Here is an 18,274-nt window from a genome sequence, read left to right as displayed (position 1 = left end):
GCGCTAAAAACAGGTGTGAGCCGGAGATTCCGGCCCTTACTTCGATTCGTCCGCGCCCAGGTCGCGCGATTCAACCACCTTGTCGATCAGGCCGAAATCGAGCGCTTCCTGCGCGGTCATGAAATGGTCGCGGTCGAGCGTGCGTTCGATGGTTTCGTAATCGCGGCCCGTATGCTTGACATAGATCTCGTTGAGGCGACGCTTCATCTTGATGATGTCCTGCGCATGGCGCTCGATATCCGACGCCTGCCCCTGGAAACCGCCGGATGGCTGGTGGACCATGATGCGCGCATTGGGCAGCGCATAGCGCTGGCCGGTGGCGCCTGCCGTCAGAAGCAGCGACCCCATCGACGCAGCCTGCCCCATGCAAAGCGTGGAAACCGGCGGGCGGATGAACTGCATCGTATCATAGATCGCCATGCCGGACGTCACAACGCCGCCGGGCGAATTGATGTACATGTTGATCTCTTTCTTCGGATTTTCCGCTTCGAGAAAGAGAAGCTGCGCGCAAACCAGCATCGACATTCCGTCTTCAACGGGACCGTTGACGAAGATGATGCGCTCCTTGAGCAGGCGCGAGAAAATATCATAGGCCCGTTCGCCACGGTTGGTCTGCTCAACCACCATCGGGACGAGGTTCATGACGGTTTCGATCGGATCTCTCATTATGGGCCTCTGGATATAGTGATGGCGAAGTGAATGGTTTTTGAATCGTGCGTGTTCCATACATAGGGCGTTGCGCCCCTGTTCCGCAAGTGGCGCGCTACTCCCAGTCGGATTCCACCTTTTCAGGCCGGATGCCGCGCTTTTCGTCCAGCGTTTTGCGGGCCACTTCGGTCATTCGGGCCCGGATGCGCACGGAGCCGTCTTCGAGGTTCTCGCGTTCGACATTGCTGCCATGCTGGTAAATCCAGTCGAGAAGGTGAAGCTCGAAAGGAGACAGCACCACATCGACCGAACCGAGCGCGCCCGCTATCCGCGTTTCGATCAGCGAAAGCAACCTGTCAACACCTTCACCGGTGATGGCCGACAGAGGGATCGGACGTCCCTCCTCGCTGCCGGCGGCGGCAAGGCGCAGGGCGGCTTCGCGTCCGCTTTCGTCGAGATTGTCGATCTTGTTCCAGATTTCGACGACCCGTTTGCGGTCCTGCGGCTCGATGCCGAGCCCGGCAAGAATGCTTTCAACGTCTTCGGCCTGCGCGGCATTGTCCGGATCGGAAATATCGCGGACATGCAGGATGAGGTCCGCTTCGACCACTTCTTCAAGCGTGGCGCGGAAAGCGGCGACGAGATGGTGCGGCAGGTTGGAGATGAAACCGACCGTATCCGACAGGATCACCGTTTCACCATGCGGAAGGCGGATACGGCGCAATGTCGGATCAAGCGTTGCGAAGAGCATGTCCTCGGCCAGCACCTCCGCGCCCGTCATGCGATTGAAGAGCGTCGATTTGCCCGCATTGGTATAGCCGACGAGCGCAACGATCGGGTGCGGCACCTTGCGCCGCTTCTGGCGATGCAGCGTGCGGGTGCGCACGACTGTTTCCAGCTCGCGCTTGATCTTCAGAATCTTTTCCTGCAACAGGCGACGGTCGGCTTCGATCTGGGTTTCACCCGGACCGCCGAGGAAGCCGCCACCGCCGCGCTGACGCTCCAGATGGGTCCAGCTTCGGACCAGCCGGCCCTTCTGATAGTTCAGATGCGCCAGCTCCACCTGCAAGGCGCCTTCCTTGGTGCGTGCGCGCTCACCGAAAATTTCAAGAATGAGACCCGTGCGGTCGATGACCTTGACGTTCCATTCCTTTTCGAGATTGCGCTGCTGCACCGGCGTCAATGCATGATCGACGATGACGAGCCCGATTGCCTTTTCCTTGACGGTTTCGGCAATGGCTTCCACCTTCCCCGCGCCCAGCAGGGTCGCGGGCCGCGGATTGGCGACAAGCGCGATTTCGGCATGTTCGATGTCGAGGTCGATTGCTCGGGCAAGCCCGACGGCTTCCTCCAGGCGCGCCTCGTTGGAACGCTGGAACTGGGGACGCGCGCCCTCTTCGGCGCTCGTGCCCGCATGATAACGCTCCGGCAAGACCGGAACGACAACCGCTGCCCGTGTGGGCTCAGCTTCTGAAAGTTCAAACCCCTTGTCCGCATCGGCGGACGTCGGCTTCTTATCCTTGAATTTGGACAAATATATTCACTCCGGGACGCGGAAACTCTCGGAGACGATCCATTGATCCGACGCGGACCGGACCATCCCCTCTCTGCCCATGCAGATAAGTTGCCGCCAAAGCTGTTTCAAATGAAAGACGCCCCGGATCGTTCAAACGTGACAAATCCGGACGCGCATGACGTGCCCGGCATTCATCAAGCAGAAACAGAACTGGAGCGAAATGGCCACCGCGCTCCAGCGAAACTCGCAAAGCGTCAGGCTTCTTCGCCTTCGAACATCTGCACGGGCTGGCTTGGCATGATCGTCGAAATCGCATGCTTGTAGACAAGCTGCGAATGACCGTCACGACGCAGAAGCACGCAGAAATTATCGAAAGACGTCACAATGCCGGTCAGTTTCACGCCATTGATAAGGAAAATCGTCAGTGAAATTTTCTGCTTGCGGACAGAGTTCAGAAAAAGGTCTTGCAGATTTTGCGATCGTTCAGCCATTGTTTTTATTCCTTTAATCGATCAGCAGCCAGCTCGCGATGTGTTAAACGAACACGCGCATGCGCATAAATCAAGCACCGGAGCGCGCAAAACCGGTCCTCGATCGCAATTGCTGTGGAAAGACAACTGCTTCGCTGTTTAGCCTCGGTTAACAGGATGGAAATCTTTGCGCAACCGGCAATTTTGGGAGTATCGCTGCAAACTTCGACGGACGGTGAAGCCGGGCGGCATCACCCGGCCATGACAAGCCCTTCATTTTGTTGGGATTCAAGCACGGGCCGCACCCGATCCATCGCCCACATATAAAAACTTCCGGGCTGGAACGAAACGACTTCCTTGTGCTTTTTATGTATATGAAAACCTATGAAATCCGGATGATCGACCGGTTCCAGACCATAGGCCGGATCATAAATGCGGGTCGCATCCTTGCCGACCCAGTAATAGAAATTTTCCTGCGGCGCGGCATTGTTGAAAATCCCGTATTTGCGGGCAAGACGCGAGATGCCATCATTGCCAAACACGGTAATGCCAATCGAGGCGGGGGTCACTTCCTTCCCGATCAGCCGATAGTAGAGCGGACGCAATTTGCCCCTGCGCAGGCCAAGCCAATTCGGTAGCGGATAGGTTGCCGCGACGTAAGCTTCAAACTCGCGAATAATCGGATGGTCATGCGGCAGATAAAGTGCAGATACCCCCACACGAAAGCGGTTTTCCCGAGCGAGATATGGCTTGTCTGGATCGGGGTGAAACTGTTTGAGAAGATAGACATCCGTATCCAGCCAGACACCCTGTCGATGCTTCATCAGCATGATGCGGAAAATATCGCTGAATTGAACGATGGTCCGTTTGGAATGAAAGTTCGGATAGTCCGGATCGAGCCTTTTGAATGCGCTTTCAGGCAAAATACCGCCGGCATCGTGCAATTCGACGCCCGGTGGCACATTCTCGATTGGAGCATAGGCAAACAGTTTCACCCGTTGGCCTGTCATCACCATTGACGCCAGACAGATACAATCGACCTCGCGCAGATGCGAGCCGTACCAGAACGTACAGATATCCATGTGAGCCCCCCAAGCCTTGACTCGGGCCGAAGCTAACACAAAGTTGTGATCAGAAGAACTCCAGACTGACGCGGAACATCTGCTCGACGTGCTTTACTGCATCAGCTGTGGCGAAAATGACCACACGATCCCTGGGCTTGATGCGCACATCGCCATTCGGGCGGATCACCTGCCCGTCGCGATAGACGGCGCCGATTCGCAAGCCCTCCGGCAGGTCGAGATCGCGCAGCGGCGCGCCCACCAGCGAGGATGTCTCAAGCGCCTCGGCTTCGATCAGTTCCGCCCTGTCGCGATAAACGCTATAGACGGCACGGATGCGGCCGCGCCGCACATGCTGCAGGATTTTCGAGATCGTGACAGCCTTCGGATTTATATAGGCGTCGATCCCCACCATATGGGTGAAATCCTGATAGGCGACCGTGTTGAGCAATGCCATGTTGGACTTGCAGCCCAGGCGCTTGGCCATGATGCTCGACAGGATGTTGACATGATCCTGATTGGTCAGCGCGACCATCAGGTCGGCATCCTGAATGTCGGCTTCCTGCAGCAGGTTCTGGTCGAGCGCGCTGCCGTGCAGCACCATGGTGCGCTTCAGCTGGTCGGCAATGGCGAAGGCGCGCTCGTGCTCGCTTTCGATCATCTTGACGCGCGTATGCCATTTGCGCTCCTCGATGGCCTTGGCCACGTAAAGGCCGATATTGCCGCCGCCGGCAATGACGATGCGGCTGGCTTCCGGTTTTTCATGGCCGAACAGCGAGAGCGTGCGGCGGACCTGCTCGCGCGTCGTCACGACATAAGCGAGGTCCCCGGCATTCAGCTCGTCGGAGGAACGCGGGATGAACAGGCTGTCATTGCGCACCACGCCGACGACGGTAGCCGCAAGATCGGGAAAAAGATCGGTCAATTGTCGCAGCGGCGTATTGATGACCGGGCATTCCTCGAGGCATTCGATAGCAAGCCCGATGATCTTGTCATCGACGAAGCGCAGCACATCCGTTGCGCCTTGCAGCGCGATGCGCCGCAGGACCACCTCGCCCACTTCCAGTTCCGGCGAGATGATGACGTCGATCGGCAGGTTTTCGCGCAGGAACAGGTCCTGATATTCGGCCTTGAGATAGGACTGGGCGCGGATGCGCGCAATCTTGGTCGGCACATTGAAAACCGAATGCGCCACCTGGCAGGCCACCATATTGACCTCGTCGGACAAGGTGACGGCGATAATCATATCCGCTTCGTCGGCGCCCGCAGCCGCAAGCACGTCGGGCTGCGAACCGTGCCCGACAAAGCCCCGCACATCGAGCGTGTCGCGCACGATCTCGATGTGGCGCGCCGATGTATCGATGACGGAGACGTCGTTTTCTTCCGCCGCAAGCCGCTCGGCAATGCCGTATCCGACCTGCCCCGCTCCGCAAACGATTACCTGCATGACCGCTCCGTGGTTAAAATTACGAGGTGCTTATACGCCGAGTGATTTCAATTTGCGATGCAGGGCCGAACGCTCCATGCCGACAAATTCGGCCGTGCGCGAAATATTCCCGCCAAACCGGTTGATCTGCGCGATCAGATATTCCTTCTCAAAACGCTCGCGCGCCTCACGCAGGGGAAGCGCCATGATGTGCTGGTCGGATTCGGTTGGCGCGCGCGGCAGCGTGTCGCCGATTTCCGCAGGCAGAAGATCGGCCGTCACCGGCGCTTCGGGATCGTCGCCGCGCGCCAGAATCATCAGTCGTTCGACATTGTTGCGAAGCTGGCGAAGATTGCCCGGCCAGCTATGCGCCTGCAAAACCGCCATGGCATCGGGGCCGATCCTGCGCGGCTTGATGCCCGCCTGTTCGGCAATCTGCTTCATGAAATAATCGACGAGGGACGGAATGTCCTCGCGCCGGGCGGCAAGCGGGGGCACCTGCACCGGCACCACCGAAAGCCGATGGAACAGGTCCTCGCGGAACGTGCCTTCCGCGATCATGCCTTCGAGGTTCTGCGCCGTGGAGGAAATGATGCGCACATCCACCTTCACGCGCTTGGTGCCGCCAACGCGCTCGAACTGCTGGTCGACAAGCACGCGCAGGATCTTGTTCTGCGTCTCGCGCGGCATATCCGCCACTTCGTCCAGATAGAGAATGCCGCCATGGGCTTCTTCCAGCGCGCCGACCTTGCGTTCGCCGCCGTCCATTTCTGTGCCGAAAAGCTCGATCTCCATGCGTTCCGGCGTGATGGTTGCCGCATTGACCGTCACGAACGGTCCATTGGCGCGGCCCGACTGGGCATGGATGGCGCGCGCGACCAGCTCCTTGCCCGCGCCCGACGGGCCGGTGATCATGATGCGGCTGTTGGTCGGCGCCACCCGCTCGATGGTCTGGCGCAGCTGGTTCATCGCCAGCGACGCGCCGATCAGTTCCAGATGATCGCCGCTGCGCTTGCGCAGGTTGGAAACCTCGCGCTTCAGCTTCGAGGTTTCGAGCGCCCGTTCCGCAACAAGGATCAGACGGTCGGCCTTGAACGGCTTTTCGATGAAATCATAGGCGCCGCGCCGGATCGCCGATACAGCCGTTTCGATATTGCCGTGACCGGAAATCATCACGACCGGCAATTCGGGATGCTGTTTCTTGATTTCATCGAGCAGCGCCAGACCGTCCAGCCGGCTGCCCTGCAACCAGATATCCAGAAAAACCAGCCGTGGAACGCGATCATTGATCGCGGCGAGCGCGCTGTCCGCGTCGAAAGCCGTGCGGGTTTCGTGGCCTTCATCGCTCAGAATGCCTGCAACAAGTTCCCGGATATCCGCTTCGTCATCAACTACAAGAATATCGGCCGCCATATCAAATCACCTGTCCAGCTATGTTCTTCTCGTCATTTTCCGCGCTTGCGCCAGCTTCGCCGGCAGGCGCCTGCGGAAAGACCATACGTATCATCGCGCCCCGCCCTGCGTGGAAATCCGGTGGCGCGTCATGCAATTCCAGATGTCCGCCATGATCCTCGACGATCTTGCGGACAATCGCGAGGCCAAGGCCGGTGCCCTTTTCCCGCGTCGTCATGTAGGGTTCGAGCAGCTTCTGGCGGTCGTCGCCCGGCAGGCCCTTGCCATTGTCGATGACATCGACAATGAGCTGCCCATCCGACCCATAAGAGCGGATAAGGATGTGACCTTCCTCGCGCTCTTCCTTCGGCAGTCCGTCGATGGCCTCGCTCGCATTCTTGATGACATTGCCGAAGGCCTGCCCGATCAGGCGGCTGTCAAAGGAACCGATGAGCTTTTCCGCCCCGAAATCATTCTGGAACCGGATATCGCTGCGGCTGACCTCGATGAGGAAGGAGGCTTCGCGCAGGGCCTCGCGCATGTCCATGAGCCGCATTTCCGGCTTCGGCATGCGGGCAAAGGCGGAGAATTCATCGACCATGCGCCCGATATCGCCCACCTGGCGAATGATCGTATCCGTGCACTGGTCGAAAACCTCGCGATCCTCGGTAATCACCTTGCCGTAACGGCGGCGAATGCGCTCGGCGGAAAGCTGGATCGGCGTGAGCGGGTTCTTGATCTCATGCGCGATGCGGCGCGCGACATCCGCCCAGGCGGACGAACGCTGCGCCTGCACCAGGTCGGTAATGTCATCCACCGTCACCACATAGGAGTGATCTTCGGATTCCGTGTCCTCGACAGTCACCTGCACGTTGAAGGTGCGCGCCACGCCGCCGCGGGTCATGCTGACCTGCTCGCGATGGACCGCGCGCCCCGTTGAACGCGCGACCTCGAAAGCCTGCCCGATCTCCGGCGCGATACTGGTGAGGTTCCTGCCGACTGCATCTTCCGATGTGACGCCGAACATATGTTCGGCCGAGCGGTTCAGGATGGAAATACAGCCATCGGTTTCGATGCTGATGACGCCCGCGGTCACACCCGACAGCACGGCCTCGGAGAAGCGGCGGCGCTCATCGATCTGGTCCTTGGCGGAAATAAGCTCATTGCGCTGGCTCTTGAGTTCCGCGACCATGTTGTTGAACGTGCCGGACAAGGCGCCGACGTCGCCATCGGAGGTGCGCACCGGCACGGATACGTCGAGATTGCCCGCCGCGACGTCATCCGACGCCCCGATCAAAAGCCGGATCGGGCGCACCAGCCGGTCGGCCACGGCAATGCCGGTCCAGATCGCCGAAAGCAGAACGATCAGCGTCAGGCCGAAATAGAGCAAGGCGAACGCGATCTGCGTTGGAATGCGGTTTGCATCCATTTCCTGATAGCGTTTGGTATTGGCCTCCATCAGGCGCATGGCGTCGAGAATCTGCGGATCGACGGCGCGAACCGTATAGAGATAGACATCCGGTATCTCGCGCATTTTGATGATGGCGCCGACGAAATTGCTGTTTCCCGGCGGGATGATGACGGGTTTTCCGTCCGGGGCCGTCTTCAATGCGTCTTCGGTCGGCGGCGGCAGGCGGTTCTCGACGCCCGTATCGCTTTTGACGACGACATCGCCGTTTTCGCGCACCAGAAAAGCACCAAGCAGGCCGCGGCCTCGCGTCTGCAGCGTCATCAGCTGGATGAAACCGCCGCGGTCGAGACTGTAAATGGTGCGCTGCGCATCAAGGTCCTGCAACATGGAATAGGACGTGCTTTGCAGGTTGAGCGCGGTTTCGCGGATATAGGCCGTGGTCAAGCTCTGCGATGAACTGACAATGTCGCGCGTATTGGTATCGAACCAGCGATCCAGACCGAGATTGAGCGTGACGGACGCCACGATGGCGACCACGATTGCCGGCACCGCCGCGATCAGCGAAAACAGCGCGACGATACGCACGTGAAGGCGCGACGCGGCCTTTCCAAGCCGGCGGGCCATGATGATGCGATAGACTTCGCGGCAGATCAGCAGAATGAGGAACAGAATCAGCGCGACATTGATGATGACCAATGCCAGCGTGACGGTACGGTCCGGCGTGATTGGCGTGATGCCGATCAAAATGGCGAACGAGATGGAAGCCGTAACCAGGGCTGAAATAACGGTGATGATGCCCGGCAGGGCCAGAAGCCTGCGCCCCTCCCCACCTTGCGATGCCTGCTTCTCGCTGTTCATGTCCGCCGTCAGATTCGCCGTGTTCATGTTAACCATGTTACCCAATAGCGTTGCATCTATGCAACGCATTGTGGCGAAAATGCAACGTTATTCTGCATGTACCTCGCGGGACTTTGAATATGCAGGACAATACACATGAATTCGACAGTTCCAATGCCGCCACCTATGCGGCTGATGGTGATGCACCCAATCTAAGACTGTTCGATTTTCCTAAACGCTGCAAACCTGGCGGCGCATACGCCCCCCTCCCCACCGACCGGGTTGCCGTCGCGGCGATGCGATAATTCCGAGAGAAGTATATCAGCCTAACAACAACGCCGCCCCAATTGGGCGGCGCTGTAAAATTCAGGTACTCCAACCGGCGTTTTCGTTCCGCGCGATCAGTTTTCGGCGCCGTAAGCGTCGAAATCGAAGTACTTGTCGTTGACTTCCTTGTATTTTCCGTTCGCGCGGATCGCCTTGATGGCATTGTTGAACTTTTCGACCAGTTCCGGGCGGCCCTTCTTCAGGGCAACGCCGACGCCGACGCCGTGGATGCTGTCAACGGGCGGATAGGTGCCGACCATCTTGCAGCAGGCGCCGTCCGGCGTCTTCAACCATTCGCTCAGCGTCACACTGTCGTCGTTGACGGCATCAAGGCGGCCATTGGCCATGTCCAGCCGATATTCTTCAGCCGTCGGATAGGCCTTGATCGTGCTGTCGGTGAAGGCGTGCTCGGCATAATTGGCGTGCGTCGTCGACACCTGAACGCCGATCGTCTTGCCAGCCAGATCCTCCTTGGTCACGCCCTTGATGTCGCTGTCCTTGGGGACGGCGATGCCGGGAGGCGTGTTATAGTATTTGTTGGAAAAATCGACCTGCTTCTTGCGCTCTTCCGTGATCGACATGGATGAGACATAGGCGTCGAATTTGCCCGCCTGGAGTGCCGGGATAGTGCCATCCCATTCCTGCGTGATGAAGGTGCACTCGGCTTTCATCTCCTCGCAAAGCGCCCTTGCGATATCGACGTCGAAGCCCGACAGCGAGCCATCCGGATTGATGAAATTGAACGGCGGATATGCGCCTTCTGTTCCGATTACAAGTTTCAGCGGTTCTTCGGCATTTGCGGTGCCCATTGCCAAACCACCTGCCGTGGCCACGATCCCCACAATCGAAGCCGCCACAGCGATACGCTTTAAAACGCGCATTCAAGTTCCTCCCATTTATCATGGCCGGTTCCAGAATCGATGTTCCGGTTCAGCCCTTTCAAAGGGGAAGTTTCACAATTGTCATTGCGAATTGCCGACTCATGATGATGTCTCCCCCGTTGCTATCAATAGATGGTTCGGTGGAGCTTGCACACTATCTTTTTGCCTGGAGAAAGTCCGGTCCTCGAAGAGAACAGGTTTCGGCGCGATTGCGCATCAATGACAATGCTGAAGCAAATGGCGCACCCGACAGGATTCGAACCTGTGACCTCTGCCTTCGGAGGGCAGCACTCTATCCAGCTGAGCTACGGGTGCATTGCCGGAAGGCTCGAAGCCTTTTCATGCGCGTTTCTAGCCGAACCGCGCATATGCATCAATGGCTTATTTTGAGAAATAAGAGCAAACTTGCCCCGATATGCGCTGTTACGAATGCAATCCCGGAGCCTCTTGCCCCGTGCGCTCCACATATTCCGTGTAGCCGCCGCCATATTGGTGAATGCCGTCCGGCGTCAGTTCCAGAACCCGATTCGACAATGCGCCGAGGAAATGCCGGTCGTGCGACACGAACAGCATCGTGCCTTCATAGGCGGAAAGCGCCTTGATGAGCATTTCCTTCGTGTCGAGATCAAGATGGTTGGTCGGCTCGTCCAGAACCAGGAAGTTCGGCGGGTCGAACAGCATCGCCGCCATGACCAGACGGGCCTTTTCGCCGCCCGAAAGCACGCGACATTTCTTTTCGATATCGTCGCCGGAAAATCCGAAGCAACCGGCAAGCGCGCGAAGCGGTGCCTGGCCGGCCTTCGGAAAACGCTCTTCCAGCCATTCCAATATCGTTGCGTCGCCGTCGAGCACATCCATCGCATGCTGCGCGAAATAGCCGAGCTTGACGCTGGCGCCGATATTGACCTTGCCCTTGTCCGGCTCCGCCGCACCTGCAACCAGCTTCAGCAGCGTCGATTTTCCCGCACCGTTGACACCCATGATGCACCAGCGTTCGCGGCGGCGAACCATGAAATCGAAACCGTCATAGATCGTGCGGCTGCCATAGGTCTTGTGCACGCCCTTCAGGCTCACAACATCCTCACCCGAACGCGGCGCAGGCGCAAAGTCGAAGGCAACCGTCTGGCGGCGGCGGGGCGGCTCCACGCGGTCGATCTTCTCCAGCTTCTTCACACGGCTTTGCACCTGCGAAGCGTGGGAAGCACGCGCCTTGAACCGCTCGATGAACTTGATTTCCTTGGCAAGCATCGCCTGCTGGCGCTCGAACTGGGCCTGCTGCTGCTTTTCATTCAGCGCCCGCTGCCCCTCATAGAAGGCATAATCGCCGGAATAGGTCGTGAGCGAGCCGCCGTCGATTTCAATGATCTTGGTCACGATGCGGTTCATGAACTCGCGGTCGTGCGAGGTCATCAGCAGCGCGCCGTCATAATTCTTGAGGAATGCTTCCAGCCAGATCAGGCTTTCGAGATCGAGATGGTTGCTCGGCTCGTCGAGCAGCATCACGTCCGGCCGCATCAGCAGAATGCGCGCCAGCGCAACACGCATTTTCCAGCCGCCGGAGAGTTTTCCCACATCGCCGTCCATCATTTCCTGCGTGAAGCTCAAGCCCGCCAGAACCTCGCGCGCGCGGCCATCCAGACCATAGCCGTCCAGTTCCTCATAGCGTGCCTGCACTTCGCCATAGCGTTCGATGATCGCATCCATCTCGTCCATGCGGTCCGGATCGACCATCGCAGCCTCCAGCGCGCGGAGTTCCGCCGCAACCACGCTGACGGGGCCTGCCCCTTCCATCACTTCCGCAACGGCGGAACGGCCGCCCATTTCGCCGACATTCTGGTCGAAATAGCCGATCGTCACGCCTTTTTCGACGGAAACCTGCCCTTCGTCCGGCTGTTCATCGCCGGTCATCATACGAAACAGCGTCGTCTTGCCCGCCCCGTTCGGCCCGACAAGACCGATCTTTTCGCCGCGATTCAAGGCGGCGGAAGCTTCGATAAACAGAATGCGATGGCTGTTGGACTTGCTGATATTGTCGATGCGGATCATGAGAAGGCGCGCTTTGCGAGATGGCGTTGAGTGGGAGGTGGTCGCGTTGCGCGCCTCCTATGCCATGGCCGCTCCGTCAAGTCACCCCGCTTTGCGTGTGAGAGCTCGTTGCCTCAGATCATGGAATATTGTGCAGCCATTGCTGCGTCGAGAATTTTTCGGCCACAAGCTTTTCAGCCGCTGCATATTCTTCTGGCGTAATCTTGCCGCCCACGCCGCCATTCAGCGATACGAACATATCCTTCATGCGCTTGATGACGTCTTCGCGCGGCAGCCCCGTCTGGCTGCGAACCGGATCGACGCGCTTCACCGCGCTCGTCGTGCCCTTGTCGCTCAGCTTCTCGCGCCCGATCCGCAGAACCTTCACCATCTTCTCGGCATCCATGTCATAGGCCATGGTGACGTGATGGAGAACCGTGCCCCCGGAAAAACGCTTTTGCGCCGCGCCGCCGATCTTGCCCCTAGAGCTCGAAATGTCGTTGAGCGGCTTGTAGAAGGCGTCGATGCCAAGCGCATTGAGTGCTTTCAGCACCCAGTCATCCAGAAATGCATAGGAATCGGCAAAACTCATGTCGCGCACCAGTTCGCCCGGCGCATAGAGCGAATAGGTGATGGTGCTGCCCGGTTCCACGAACATGGCGCCGCCGCCGGTAATGCGGCGGACAGTCTCGACGCCGAACGCCCGCGTTGCGTCCATATCGACTTCGTTGCGCAGTGACTGGAACGCGCCGATGACGATGGCCGGGCGCTCCCATTCCCAGAAACGCAATGTCGGCGCGCGGCGTCCGGCGGCGACTTCCTTTGCCAGAACCTCGTCGAGCGCAAGATGCATGGCGGGCGAAACCGCCGGCATTTCAACGATCTGCCATTCAAAATCCCGCCATGTGCGTGCAACGCCCAAGGCTCGCCGAACAGCAATCGCCACCGCTTCCGGGCTGAAACCGAGCATCATCGCATCAGGGCGAAGCCCCGCCCTCACCGCATCCGCAATCTGCTCGGACGACGCATCGGCGGAAAGCCCTTCTACCGCGTTGCAGATATCATCCAGCGCCTCATCCGGTTCAAGGAAAAAGTCGCCGGCCACCTGCACGTCGCTCAGGCGTCCGTCACGGACCTCCAGATCGACAACGACCAGTTTTCCGCCATGGACTTTGTATTCGCCGTGCATGTTCGCAGCCTTCCGAAAGGTGAATATGAGCGTTTCATTCCATGAAACCTGCGGGAAAGAAAGCCGGTTCCGGCACGGCAGGCCAGACTATATCCAAACTTCTATGTCGAAACTTCTATATTCCAACTTCCGGGGGCGCGCCGCGTTGCACAAGCGAGGTCTGGCGCACTTCTTTCGTCTTGTGGCCGACATAAAAACCGACAGCAATCATGGCCGCCAGAACAATAATGATCGATTTGAAACTGAAAGGCAGACGGTGCATTTCTAATCCCCATTCTGCCTCAAAGGAAACCAAAACAAACTCCGGTTGTCGACCCCTGCATCATACAGCTTGAGACGCCATCTGCAAAATTTCCGCCAGGCGTTGCAGCCTTGCCGCTTTTGACGGCTGCACATTCATCCCCTGTTCAAGATATCGGAGTTAAAGCATATTTCATCCATATCAGAGGGACTCATGATGATACCTGCACTCAAGAAAACCGTTGCTTCCCTATGCCTTGGCGGCCTGGTGGCCGTTCTCTCGCCGCTTGTTCCCCAGGCTTCCGCGGCCCAATTGCAGCGCTGCGCAAGCGAGAACGGCGTCTGCCAGCTGCCCTATCCGGCGGAAGTGGTCTACGGAACAGGCGGACAGAATACGTCGCGCTTCATCAACCGCCCGCAGGTGAGCTGCTCCAACCGTGTCTTCGGCGATCCCGCGCCGGGCAAAAGGAAGAGCTGCTCCTTCGTCGTGCAGGATCGATGGGACAGGCCGGATCGTCCTGGCCGTCCAGATCGCTACGACCGTTATGACCGTGACCGCGAATGGAGCCGTTGTGCGAAGGAAGGCGGGTTCTGTGATTTCTACGGCCGCAAGCGCGTCCGCTATGGCGCGGAAGGCCGCTTCACGGAAGGCGTCTTCCGCAATGGCGTTCGGTGCGACAACCGCACCTTCGGAGACCCGGCACGGGGCAAGGCCAAGACCTGCTACGTCCTCGATTGAGATCGGACAGAAGAGGCCCGGACCATGCTGTCCGGGCCTTGACGTTGAGGCAGAGCCGCAAAATAATATAATATACTGATATTGTTATCTTTTATTCTGGATTTTCCGATACTCATCCTGTTGTTTTCAAGCATGTCTTTATCCCGTTGCAGCGGGACACAACACGAGCACCGAAAATAATTAAATAATAATATTTCGGCTTTGCGCTTGTAAAATATAATATTACTGGTTAGAGTGAGCATTATCGATTTTGTCATCGAACGACGTGGCGCATAGTACGCCCTGACTTTTCTTTCAATTTCGTGATAATCGCAACGAATTCTATTTCGTTGTTCCTTAAACTGTGCGAATTGAAAGGAATTCAATATGGCAAACGGAACAGTAAAATTCTTCAACGGCGGCAAGGGATTTGGGTTTATTCAGCCCGAAGACGGTTCTCCTGACGTGTTCGTTCACATCTCTGCTGTCGAGCGTGCAGGTTTGCATACGCTCAACGAAGGTCAGAAGGTGAGCTTCGACCTGGTGGCGGACCGCCGGTCAGGCAAGAAGGCTGCCGATAACCTTCAGTCGCTTTAAATCAAGCGCGCTCTTATTGACCCCGATCCTTGACCACGGATGTACTGGCATTGATCGTTTGGGGCGATTGAAAGGTCGGGTTCTCCCGGCCTTTTTGTTTTTCTGCCCGGTAGAGGGAACAAAACTCGAAGGGAGTTCTTATATGGACAGTTTTGAAATCGGCGGTCCCGGCCATGCCAACGGGACAAGCCCAGGCAACCAGACTGGACGCTCGGTTGCGAGCAAGCAGGATATGGCCCGCGCGCATGAGCAAATGTCTGCGCCCTCTCAGGATTGGACCAAATTGTCGAATATTCTGCGGCGGTCATGTGGAGGGTCGTCTCGCACGCGTGCATTTCATAACCGGAAAGTTTGACCGTTTCAGGAGTAGAACAATGCTTGAACGCAAGCCTGTGGAATTGAACCGCGATACGCTCTTCAAGAAGCCCATGTCGCGCATGGAAACCAAAAGCGCGATAACGGATAAAACCGCAAAAGCCATTCTCGAGACAGAAAAAGCTGCGGTGGACGCCAAAACGCAACGGCTTCGGGCGGCGCGATTGGAGCGCAGGCAAACACAAAAATCATAGTTGGGAATGAGATGCAGGTACTCGTACGGGATAACAATATTGACCAGGCGCTCCGCGTACTAAAAAAGAAGTTGCAGCGGGAAGGTGTCTTTCGTGAGATGAAAGCACGCCGCGCCTATGAAAAACCTTCAGAAAAGCGCGTCCGGGAAAAGGGCGAGGCGATTCGCCGGGCTCGCAAGGACGCGAAGAAGCGGGCGCAGCGCGAAGGCTTGCTGCCAAAGCCGAAACGCAAAACACCAACAGCGCGCCCGAAAACCACGCCCTCTTCTTTGACCGCATAAGAGAGAAGAGGCCTCCATCGAGGGAATCGAAAAGCTGTTCCGGTTCGCAAAGGTCGGGACGGCTGGATTGAGACACCCGGAAAGACCGGGCATTACGGGCTGTTATGCGCAGAATGCTGGTGGCAGAACAATGGCGATTGATGCGCGGCCTGCATGATCGGGATTATGCCTGGAACAGCCGCTGGAGCGGACCATTGAATGGTGGGCGTGACAGGGATTGAACCTGTGACCCCTCCCGTGTGAAGGGAGTGCTCTCCCGCTGAGCTACACGCCCGATGAGCAATGCTCAATCAAGGTGGTGCGATATACCGGCCTGCGGCGGCATAAGTCAAGCGTCTGGCAAGACTGTTTCCAAAGAGATTTTCATTACCTGCCTCGCAACGGTGCGGCGCAACGAAAAACGGCAATCATCCACCGATGATTGCCGTTCCATTTTGCCATGGAGCGAAGCTCAGAGCGCCGCCAGACGCGATTCCTCCGTCTTGTCGAAAGCCTTTTGCAACCCGGAATCACGGTCGTAGACATCGCCGTAATAATGGATCTTTCCGTCCGCTTCCGGCCAGGCGGTAAAATAGGAAACATAGACCGGCACCGGCTCCTTGACCTTGATGCCGCGCTCGTTCTTGCCAAAATATTTTTCCAGATCCGTCACCGACGTTCCAAGAACCGCAGCCGCCATATCGCGCGGGCGCTCCAGGCGGATGCAGCCATGGCTCAGTGCACGCATGTCGCGGCTGAAATAGGATTTGGCCGGGGTGTCATGCATGTAGATATCATGCGCGTTCGGAAACAGTATCTTGAGTTCGCCCAGCGCATTGTCGAGGCTTGGCTTCTGGCGAATGCCGACATGGGCCTTGCCCGCAGCAACCGCGCTCCAGTTGACGGCGCTGGCCGAGACCTTCTTGCCGCCCGCATAGACTTCATAGCCATTGCGGTCGAGATAGCTGGTATCGCGCATGACCTTGGGCAGCATTTCGTTGAGGATGATCGAACGCGGCACGCCCCATGACGGGTTGAAAACCACCGTCTGGACCTTGTTGTAGAAGAAATAGGTCTGATGGGTTGGAGAGCCGATGACCACATTCATGGCCAGCTTTTCCTTTCCATCCTCGAAATATTCCGCCCGGTAGGCCGGCTGGTTGACCATGACATAACGCTGGCCGAAATCATGCGGCAGCCAGCGCAGGCGCTCCATGGAATAGAGAATGCGGTCGCGCCTGATGGAAGACTGCTCGCCCTGCAAGGCGGATAGCGTATTGCGGCCGATAATGCCATCCGGCGCGCCGCCGGAAAGCTTCTGGTAATCCTTGATGGCGGCAACGAGTTCAGGATCGTAGACATCGCCGCCGGCATGTGCATCCAGCACCTGCCGGTGCTGCGCCAGGTAATCGGCGGGGGCGTGTCTCGAAATCAGCGCAACCACCTTGCCAAGCTGATCGCTGGTATCGCCCGGCCGGATGACGCCCTTCAGCGAAATGCGGATTGGTTCGGCGGATGGCGGTTCGGTATTCGCCAGTTCGCGCTTCAGGGCTGCATATTGCGCATTGTCCGGCTGGAAGCCGTGCAGATAGGCAGCCGGATCGCTTTCGGTCGCAAGCCTTTCCAGAACGGCTTTCGGATCGACGCGGTTGCGCGGCAGGTCGTGGAAACCGCTGAGACGGTCGGCGACAACACGCCCCTCGCCTGCATCGATGGCATAGCGCAGCGCGCGGGCCGACATGCGAATTTCGAACGCGGCAAGTTTCTGCTGGCGGTCGGCTTCGGCGGCGGCATCGAAATTGTCAGCGGGAATCGTGACCGCATATTCATCCGGGTTGAGGCCGTCTTCATCCGCGCGCGCAAAGAAGGCCGCGACATTCTTGGCGCGGTCGAGCACCTTGTCGTCGGCCGACCACATGAAGGAACGCTGATTGGAATAATAGTCGACGATTGCCTGTGCGATCGCTTTCTCGGCTTTGACATTCACGGATTTCAGATAATCCGTCGCCGCATCGAAAGCGCGCTGGCCCGGTGTTTCCTCACGGGGCTGAGGACGAATCGGCGACATGCCGGATGTCAGCGGATCGGCATTTGCCGGTTCGGTTGCCGCCGTCACCTGCATGTCGAGCGCGCTGAAATCGATATCGACCAGAGCATCCGGCTTGTAGTCGTAAATCTGCGGGCCCTTGACGGTCACGCGCTGGGCTGGCGGCAGACTGCGCACGGCGGCACGCGGAGCGGAAACTGCGTTTGGCGCTGCCGGTGCCCGCGGTGGAGCGACCTGCGGCTGGACCGGCTGCGCCTGCTGCTGGCGACGCTGCTGAAAAAGCTCCATCAACGAATTTGCGGCTTGAGCCTGGATTGTAGGGAGAAACACCGAAGCTGCCAGAGCCAGCACCGCGGTGCGACGGATATGTCGTCCACGCCCAGCGCCGCTCTTTTCATCCACCTGCGAGTGTCTGGAAAACTGCATTTCAAACCGCCAAAGTTGATGCGTTCGCCACGAAGCGAAACCGTCCGAATCTCGCAGCTAGAATTTATCAATCTCGTATAGAAACTTTTAACGGTAATGTTTTTTGAAGCAATTTTCCCTTTTGTGCCGATCACAATTATTTGTGTATTCCCGCCCGGAGCCGGACCGACGTCCCGCATGAACAAAGTGACGCAGTGGCATCCATCCCGCATCGCGCTAAAAGCCCCACAGACT

The 18,274-nt window shown here is 58.0% G+C and carries 17 protein-coding genes, 2 tRNA genes and 1 pseudogene; 5 read left to right on the top strand and 15 right to left on the bottom strand.

Annotated elements, in window-relative coordinates:
* Positions 1 to 36: 36 nt before the first annotated feature.
* The 8 genes and pseudogenes from AVM02_RS07150 to AVM02_RS07115 form a co-directional block, all read right to left on the bottom strand.
* Complete coding sequence (locus tag AVM02_RS07150) at positions 37 to 666, bottom strand: ATP-dependent Clp protease proteolytic subunit (protein WP_411506279.1); 630 nt, start codon at positions 664 to 666, stop codon at positions 37 to 39.
* 97 nt (positions 667 to 763) lie between these two features.
* On the bottom strand, positions 764 to 2,182 hold the full coding sequence (gene hflX / locus AVM02_RS07145; RefSeq protein WP_411506278.1) for a GTPase HflX: 1,419 nt from the start codon (positions 2,180 to 2,182) through the stop codon (positions 764 to 766).
* Positions 2,183 to 2,418: 236 nt separating this feature from the next.
* Positions 2,419 to 2,655 carry an RNA chaperone Hfq gene (gene hfq, locus AVM02_RS07140; RefSeq protein ID WP_002964239.1) on the bottom strand — a complete coding sequence of 79 codons (237 nt, stop codon included), beginning with the start codon at positions 2,653 to 2,655 and terminating at the stop codon, positions 2,419 to 2,421.
* 5 nt (positions 2,656 to 2,660) lie between these two features.
* Positions 2,661 to 2,840, bottom strand: a pseudogene (locus tag AVM02_RS07135) (hypothetical protein); the annotation flags it as partial.
* A gap of 45 nt (positions 2,841 to 2,885) precedes the next feature.
* The gene (locus AVM02_RS07130; RefSeq protein ID WP_411506277.1) at positions 2,886 to 3,716 is read right to left on the bottom strand and encodes a glycosyltransferase; all 831 of its coding nucleotides are present in this window, start codon (positions 3,714 to 3,716) and stop codon (positions 2,886 to 2,888) included.
* A gap of 49 nt (positions 3,717 to 3,765) precedes the next feature.
* Complete coding sequence (gene trkA, locus AVM02_RS07125) at positions 3,766 to 5,142, bottom strand: Trk system potassium transporter TrkA (RefSeq protein ID WP_411506276.1); 1,377 nt, start codon at positions 5,140 to 5,142, stop codon at positions 3,766 to 3,768.
* Positions 5,143 to 5,172: 30 nt separating this feature from the next.
* Positions 5,173 to 6,534 (bottom strand): sigma-54-dependent transcriptional regulator, encoded by a 1,362-nt coding sequence (locus AVM02_RS07120; protein ID WP_411506275.1) that lies wholly within the window; start codon positions 6,532 to 6,534, stop codon positions 5,173 to 5,175.
* Between the two features lies 1 nt (position 6,535).
* Entirely contained in the window at positions 6,536 to 8,851 is a 2,316-nt protein-coding gene (locus tag AVM02_RS07115) for an ATP-binding protein (protein ID WP_411506274.1), read from the bottom strand.
* A gap of 50 nt (positions 8,852 to 8,901) precedes the next feature.
* On the opposite strand from AVM02_RS07115, the gene AVM02_RS07110 reads away from it, so the two are divergent.
* Entirely contained in the window at positions 8,902 to 9,066 is a 165-nt protein-coding gene (locus AVM02_RS07110; RefSeq protein WP_411506273.1) for a hypothetical protein, read from the top strand.
* Positions 9,067 to 9,162: 96 nt separating this feature from the next.
* On the opposite strand, the gene AVM02_RS07105 is transcribed toward AVM02_RS07110, so the two are convergent.
* The 5 genes from AVM02_RS07105 to AVM02_RS07085 form a co-directional block, all read right to left on the bottom strand.
* A complete protein-coding gene (locus tag AVM02_RS07105) occupies positions 9,163 to 9,969 on the bottom strand; it encodes an ABC transporter substrate-binding protein (RefSeq protein WP_411506272.1) in 807 nt (268 codons plus the stop codon).
* 238 nt (positions 9,970 to 10,207) lie between these two features.
* Positions 10,208 to 10,284: transfer RNA gene (locus AVM02_RS07100), tRNA-Arg, on the bottom strand.
* A 108-nt stretch (positions 10,285 to 10,392) separates the two neighbouring features.
* Complete coding sequence (locus tag AVM02_RS07095) at positions 10,393 to 12,015, bottom strand: ABC-F family ATP-binding cassette domain-containing protein (RefSeq protein ID WP_411506271.1); 1,623 nt, start codon at positions 12,013 to 12,015, stop codon at positions 10,393 to 10,395.
* Positions 12,016 to 12,133: 118 nt separating this feature from the next.
* The gene (locus tag AVM02_RS07090) at positions 12,134 to 13,183 is read right to left on the bottom strand and encodes a biotin/lipoate A/B protein ligase family protein (protein ID WP_411506270.1); all 1,050 of its coding nucleotides are present in this window, start codon (positions 13,181 to 13,183) and stop codon (positions 12,134 to 12,136) included.
* A gap of 115 nt (positions 13,184 to 13,298) precedes the next feature.
* The gene (locus AVM02_RS07085) at positions 13,299 to 13,445 is read right to left on the bottom strand and encodes a hypothetical protein (protein ID WP_411506269.1); all 147 of its coding nucleotides are present in this window, start codon (positions 13,443 to 13,445) and stop codon (positions 13,299 to 13,301) included.
* Positions 13,446 to 13,640: 195 nt separating this feature from the next.
* On the opposite strand from AVM02_RS07085, the gene AVM02_RS07080 reads away from it, so the two are divergent.
* From AVM02_RS07080 to rpsU, 4 genes are all read left to right on the top strand, one after another.
* Positions 13,641 to 14,162, top strand: coding sequence for a hypothetical protein (locus AVM02_RS07080; RefSeq protein ID WP_411506340.1), 522 nt, complete (start codon positions 13,641 to 13,643; stop codon positions 14,160 to 14,162).
* Positions 14,163 to 14,528: 366 nt separating this feature from the next.
* Complete coding sequence (locus AVM02_RS07075) at positions 14,529 to 14,738, top strand: cold-shock protein (RefSeq protein WP_411506268.1); 210 nt, start codon at positions 14,529 to 14,531, stop codon at positions 14,736 to 14,738.
* A 374-nt stretch (positions 14,739 to 15,112) separates the two neighbouring features.
* Positions 15,113 to 15,307: a hypothetical protein gene (locus AVM02_RS07070; RefSeq protein ID WP_411506267.1), complete on the top strand. Its 195-nt coding sequence runs from the start codon at positions 15,113 to 15,115 to the stop codon at positions 15,305 to 15,307.
* An 11-nt stretch (positions 15,308 to 15,318) separates the two neighbouring features.
* Complete coding sequence (gene rpsU, locus AVM02_RS07065; protein WP_411506266.1) at positions 15,319 to 15,588, top strand: 30S ribosomal protein S21; 270 nt, start codon at positions 15,319 to 15,321, stop codon at positions 15,586 to 15,588.
* Between the two features lie 199 nt (positions 15,589 to 15,787).
* Here the strand turns inward: rpsU and AVM02_RS07060 are convergent.
* Together AVM02_RS07060 and AVM02_RS07055 are read right to left on the bottom strand one after the other, a co-directional pair.
* Positions 15,788 to 15,862: transfer RNA gene (locus AVM02_RS07060), tRNA-Val, on the bottom strand.
* A gap of 177 nt (positions 15,863 to 16,039) precedes the next feature.
* Entirely contained in the window at positions 16,040 to 18,040 is a 2,001-nt protein-coding gene (locus AVM02_RS07055; RefSeq protein WP_411506265.1) for a L,D-transpeptidase family protein, read from the bottom strand.
* Between the last annotated feature and the right edge of the window lie 234 nt (positions 18,041 to 18,274).

It is taken from the genome of Brucella anthropi (assembly GCF_046630315.1).
GTDB classification, from domain to species: Bacteria; Pseudomonadota; Alphaproteobacteria; order Rhizobiales; family Rhizobiaceae; genus Brucella; species Brucella anthropi_A.
This window is presented reverse-complemented; position numbering and strand designations above follow the sequence as displayed.